Here is a 5,901-nt window from a genome sequence, read left to right as displayed (position 1 = left end):
ATGTATTGCTAAGGTTAAAACGGAGGAGTTAGTTCGATGATCCAGCACCTAAGGTTAAAACGGAGGAGTTAGTTGGATGATCCAGCACCTGCTCAATACGGCCATCAAGGCCGCCCGCCGCGCCGCGACCGTCATCAACCGCGCATCCTTCGACCTCGACCGCATCACCGTCAGCGAAAAGAGCCACAACAACTTCGTCACCGACGTCGACCAGGCCTCGGAACAGGCGATCGTCGAAACGCTGCTGAAAGCCTACCCCGACCACGCCATCCTCGGCGAGGAATCGGGCGCCACCGCGAACCTGAACGACGAGAGCGAATACGTCTGGATCATCGATCCGATCGACGGCACCACCAACTTCCTGCACGGCTACCCCAACTACTGCATCTCGATCGCGCTGCAACAGCGCGGCGTGATCACGCAGGCCGTCATCTACGACCCGGTCCGCAACGACCTGTTCACCGCCACCGAGGGTGCTGGCGCCTACCTGAACGACAAGCGCATCCGCGTGCGCAATCCGGACCGCATCAACAAGGCGCTGATCGGCTCCGGCCACGGCGCGGAACCGCGCGACCTCGCCGAATACCTGCGTATGTACGAAGTGGTCGCCCCGCGCTGCCACGGCCTGCGCTCGAGCGGCTCGGCCGCGCTCGAACTGGCCAACGTGGCCGCCGGCCGCGTCGACGGCTACTTCGAAAAGAACCTCAAGATCTGGGACATCGCCGCCGGTTCGCTGCTCGTGACCGAGGCGGGCGGCATCGTCGGCGAATTCAGCGGCTGATCCGAATACCTGAACAAGGGCGACATCATCGCCGCCGGCCCGAAGGTCTTCGCCGGCATGGTCGCGCTGCTGAAACCGTTCGCCGAGCGGTCACCCGCCGTTTCGCGTAGAATACGTCGCGCGTAAGTCCGGGAATGCCGCGGGCCTTGCTGGCCGCGCGGCGTTCCCGCAGCAGGCGGGCATCGCCGGCGCCTGCAACCATGCCTCCGGCACCCACGAGGTGTCGCGCTCCCGCTTCCACCGGCCCTGTCCCAAATCGGCACGGGCCGCGCTAAAATTTCCATAGCGAAACATTTTTTAACTATAATGTCGCGTGATCGTTGACGTTGCGTCTGCGTTCACGTCTTGGCGTGCCGGCACCAGTACCGGCCGCCCTGTTGTGTAATCCGATCGGCTGGACTGGCGTTTCCGCTGCAAAAAGGCGTGGCAACGACGGGCCGATCCCTACCAGATAACTATGTCATTCAATTCTCTCGGTCTGTCCGACGCCATCGTGCGCGCCGTCACTGAAGCTGGCTATACCGCCCCGACCCCGATCCAGGCCAAGGCGATTCCCGCCGTGCTGGGTGGCGGCGACCTGCTGGCCGGCGCCCAGACCGGCACCGGCAAGACGGCCGGCTTCACGCTGCCCGTGCTGCACCGCCTGTCGACCGACAAGGCCGGCACGCAGCTCTCCAATAAATCGTCCAAGCGCCCGATCCGCGCCCTCGCGCCGGCCCCGACCCGCGAACTCGCGGCCCAGGTCGAGGAAAACGTCCGCACCTACGCCAAGCACACCAACCTGAACTCGGCCGTGATCTTCGGCGGCGTCGGCATCCACCCGCAGATCAAGATGCTGGCCAACGGCGTCGACATCCTCGTCGCCACGCCGGGTCGCCTGCTCGACCACGTGGGCCAGGGCACGATCAAGCTCGACAAGATCGAAATCCTGATCCTGGACGAAGCCGACCGCATGCTGGACATGGGCTTCATCCACGACATCCGCAAAGTGCTGGCCGTGCTGCCGCCGAAGCGCCAGAACCTGCTGTTCTCGGCCACGTTCTCGGACGAGATCAAGGGCCTGGCCGACCGCCTGCTGGACAACCCGGCCATGATCGAAGTGGCGCCGCGCAACTCGACCGTCGAAGTCATCGCCCAGAAGATCCACCCGGTCGACCGCGACAAGAAACACCCGATGCTGGCGCACCTGATCAAGACGCACGGCTGGAAACAGGTGCTCGTGTTCACCCGCACCAAGCACGGCGCGAACAAGCTCGTCGAGCAGCTCGGCAAGGACGGCATCGGCGCGATGGCAATCCACGGCAACAAGAGCCAGTCGGCGCGCACCAAGGCGCTGGCCGAGTTCAAGGACGGCAGCCTGACGGCGCTCGTCGCCACCGACATCGCGGCGCGCGGCATCGACATCGACCAGCTGCCGCACGTGGTCAACTACGACCTGCCGAACGTGCCTGAAGACTACGTGCACCGCATCGGCCGCACGGGCCGCGCCGGCGCCACCGGCGAGGCCGTGTCGCTCGTCTGCGTGGACGAGCACCAGATGCTCAAGGACATCGAAAAGCTGATCAAGCAGACCCTCGCCGCGCCAGGTGATCGCTGGCTTTGAGCCGGACCCGACCGCGAAGCCGCAGCCGATCCAGCTGCGCAGCGGCGCGCCGGGTCATCCGGGCCGCGGCCGTCCGGGCGGCAACCGCGGTGCCGGCAACGGCGCGGGCGCCGCTGGCGGTGCCAAGCCGCGCACGCAGGCTGCGCCGGCCACGGGCCAGCGCAACGGCGGCAACGGCGGCGGCAACAACGGCGCGCGCGCCGGCCAGCCGGGCAACCGCAGCGGCGGCGGCGGTGGCAGCAATGGCGGCGGCCGTGGCCGCGGTCCGCGTCCGGCGGCACCCCGCTCCGGCGGCGACCGCTGACGCGCGGGCGCGCCGGCACGCCGGCGTCCGCCCACACCTCGAAAGCCGGGACATTGTTCCCGGCTTTTTTGTGGCTGGCCGGGATATTTGCGAACTCAAGTACTTGCAAACTGTTGAAAGCCCACTTATACTTGACAAATCAAGTAATAGTCCAGTACCCGGAGCCCCCAATGACCTCGACCGACAACCTCACCACCGAATTCTGCCTGCGCCTCTCGCGCGCCTGGGCCACGCTCGTGCGCCGCCTCGACAGCGCCCTGGGCGGCCACCACGGCATCAGCTTCGCCGACTACCAGCTGCTGCTGCACCTGCAGCGCGCGCCGGGCGGACGCCTGCGCCGCGTCGACCTGGCCGACAAGCTGGGCCTGACGGCCTCCGGCGTCACGCGTTCCCTGCTGCCGCTGGAAAAGATCGGCCTCGTCACGCGCCAGAGCGACCCGCGCGACGCCCGCGTCGGCTACGCGCTGATCACGCCGACGGGCGGCGAGCTGGTGACGAACGCGACGACCGTGGTCGACAACATCAGCGGCGCCATGCTCGGCGGCCCGGCCCGCGAGCAACTGCAGGCCACGTCCGACCTGCTCGCGCAGATCGCCGGCATCGGCCGCTGATGTCCTGATCCGCCGCGCCTGAACCGGCGCGGCGGCGCGCAACCCCAACCGCAACCACGATGGCGTGCAGGCCAGGCCCGCGCACGCCCGACGACAAGGAGCTCGCATGAACAACCCATCCCGGCCGCTGCTGCGCGACCGCAATTTCGTCTGGCTCATGAGCGGCGGCGCCATCTCCATCCTCGGCGACCAGTTCACCCTGATCGCCCTGCCCTGGCTCGTGCTCAAGCTGACGGGCGATCCCGTCGCGCTCGGCATGTCCGTCGCGCTGATGGGCCTCCCGCGGGCCGTATTGATCCTGTTCGGCGGGGCCCTCGTCGACCGATACGCGCCCAAGCGGGTCCTGATGCTCACCAAGCACGTCAACACCGCGCTGCTGGCCGTGCTGGCCATCCTCGTCTACAGCGGCCACCCGCACCTGCCGGTCGTGCTCGCGCTGGCGCTGGGCCTCTCGCTCGCCTCGGCGTTCGGCATCCCGGCCGGCACGTCGATGCTGCCGCATGCCGTCGCGCCGCAGTACCTGCAAGCCGCGAACGGCATGATGATGGGGCTGCGCCAGGCGGCGCTGCTGGCCGGGCCGCTGCTGGCGGGCCTGTTGTTCGCGCTCGCCGGCGACGGCAGCGGCGGCCCGCGCCACATGCACGGCCTCGCGCTGGCGTTCGGCGTCGACTGCCTCAGCTTCGCCCTGTCGGCCTGGACCCTGGCGCAGGTCGAACCGCGGCCGTTCACGCCGCCGGCGCCGCAACCGGTGCTGCGGTCGGTGGCGGACGGCCTCGCGGCCGTGTGGCGCGACACCTTGCTGCGCACCTGCTTCATCTACTGGGGCCTGTGCGCCTGCGTGATCGGCGGCGTGATGCAGGTCGCGCTGCCCCTGCTGGCCAGCAGCCGCCTGCACGGCGCGTCCGCGCTCGGCCTGCTGCTGGGTGCGCATGGCGCGGGCGCCCTGCTGGGCATGGCCGCGAGCGGCATCGCCGGACGCCGGCGCGCCGGCAATCTCGGCATGACCTTGTTGCTGATCGACGGCATCGTCGGCCTGCTGCTCGTGCCGCTGGGTCTGATTACCGCCAGCTGGCAGGGCGTGCTGATCAACGTCGTCATCGGCGTGCTGGGCGGCTTCGTGCAGGTCGCGGTGTTCACGTGGATCCAGCAGCGCGTGCCGCGCGAACTGCTGGGCCGCACGATGAGCCTGTTCATGTTCGTCTTCATGGGCCTGGCGCCGCTGGCCGCCGCGCTGGCCGGATGGATCGCCGGCCGCGTCGCCCTGCCGGCGCTGTTCGGCGGCGCCGGCGCGTGCCTCGCGGGCGCCGCGCTGCTGGCCTGGCTGTTCACGCCGATGCGTGCGCTGCGCGACGCGCCCGCCACGACGGTTTAGCATATCGGCTGTAACATAGGCGGTTATCCCACCGCAAAGGAACCCGCATGCCCCGCTTCGCCGCCAACCTGAGCCTGATGTTCAACGAGCTCGGCTTCATGGAACGTTTCGGCGCCGCGCGCGCGGCCGGCTTCGACGGCGTCGAGTTCCTGTTCCCATATGCCTTCGACGCCGAGCAGATCGCCGGCCGCCTGGAGCGCCATCGGCTGGAACTGGCGCTGCATAATTTTCCGGCGGGCGACTGGGCGGCCGGCGAACGGGGCCTGGCCTGCGATCCGCGCCGCGCCGGCGAGTTCCAGGACACCGTCGAACTGGCGCTGGAATATGCGCTCGACCTGGGCGTCAAGCGCCTGCACTGCCTCGCGGGCAAGCTGCCGCCAAACGTCGCGCCCGAGCGTGCGCACGCGGCCTTCGTCGACAACCTCCGCTTCGCCGCCGCCGCGCTGGCCCCGCACGGCATCGCCCTGCTGATCGAGCCCATCAACGACCGCGACATCCCCGGCTATTTCCTGACCCGCAGCGCCCAGGCCGCCGCCATCATCGCGGAGGCGGCCGTACCCAACCTGTTCCTGCAATACGACATTTATCACATGCAGCGCATGGAGGGCGACGGCTCGCCAACACGCTGCGCGAACGCATGCCGCTGATCCGCCACATCCAGCTGGCCGACGTGCCGGGCCGGCACGAACCGGGCACCGGCGAGATCAATTTCCCGTTCCTGTTCCGCACCTTGGACGCGCTGGGTTACGACGGCTGGGTCGGCTGCGAATACATTCCGCAAGGCGACACCGTGGCGGGCCTGGGCTGGCGTCCTTCCGTTTGAATTGATTATTGGCAATAACGAAGCGCCCAGGTTTGAAAGAATGGGGGCTTTTCCGGCCGGCCTTTTGCCGCCCAGAAAGGACCCATGGACCTGCGCCGCTGCCTCTCCGTTTTTGTCCTTGCCGCCAGCCTGTTGCTGGGCGGCTGTGCCAGTACCGGCCAGGTGAGCCTGGCCGAGGTGCGGCAATTCGCCGACGCCTCGGCCCGCCTGGGCGGCTACGGCGAACTGTCGCGCCGCTACCGCGACACGTACGAGCGCGAACAACCGTATCTGTCGCCGGCCGCCGACCGCATCGCCAAGGAAAACGATGCGCGCCGGCGTGCCGTCCATGACGACTTCGTCAGCATCCAGAAGACCGTCGTGCTGTACATGCAACTCATCCTCCGTTTTAACCTTAGCAATACGTG

General features: G+C 68.2%; 2 protein-coding genes and 4 pseudogenes. All 6 read left to right on the top strand.

What is annotated here, in order from left to right; all coding sequences use genetic code 11:
• Nucleotides 1-88: 88 nt before the first annotated feature.
• Nucleotides 89-907, top strand: a pseudogene (locus ACWNCF_RS00310) (inositol monophosphatase family protein).
• 331 nt (nt 908-1,238) lie between these two features.
• Nucleotides 1,239-2,688: pseudogene (locus tag ACWNCF_RS00305) on the top strand (DEAD/DEAH box helicase).
• A 170-nt stretch (nt 2,689-2,858) separates the two neighbouring features.
• Nucleotides 2,859-3,299 (top strand): MarR family winged helix-turn-helix transcriptional regulator, encoded by a 441-nt coding sequence (locus ACWNCF_RS00300; protein WP_449405613.1) that lies wholly within the window; start codon nt 2,859-2,861, stop codon nt 3,297-3,299.
• Between the two features lie 106 nt (nt 3,300-3,405).
• On the top strand, nt 3,406-4,671 hold the full coding sequence (locus tag ACWNCF_RS00295; protein ID WP_449405612.1) for an MFS transporter: 1,266 nt from the start codon (nt 3,406-3,408) through the stop codon (nt 4,669-4,671).
• Between the two features lie 47 nt (nt 4,672-4,718).
• Nucleotides 4,719-5,494 (top strand): annotated as a pseudogene (gene otnI, locus ACWNCF_RS00290) (2-oxo-tetronate isomerase).
• Nucleotides 5,495-5,578: 84 nt separating this feature from the next.
• Nucleotides 5,579-5,901: pseudogene (locus ACWNCF_RS00285) on the top strand (hypothetical protein); the annotation flags it as partial.

It is taken from the genome of Massilia phosphatilytica (assembly GCF_977014125.1).
Note: the sequence above shows the minus strand (reverse complement) of the source record. Positions and strands in the feature narration are given on the sequence as shown.

What these genes read in the sequence shown, in the direction of transcription:
- ACWNCF_RS00300 (WP_449405613.1), top strand. Translation starts at nt 2,859, where the DNA reads ATGACCTCGACCGACAACCTCACCACCGAATTCTGCCTGCGCCTCTCG.
- ACWNCF_RS00295 (WP_449405612.1), top strand. Translation starts at nt 3,406, where the DNA reads ATGAACAACCCATCCCGGCCGCTGCTGCGCGACCGCAATTTCGTCTGG.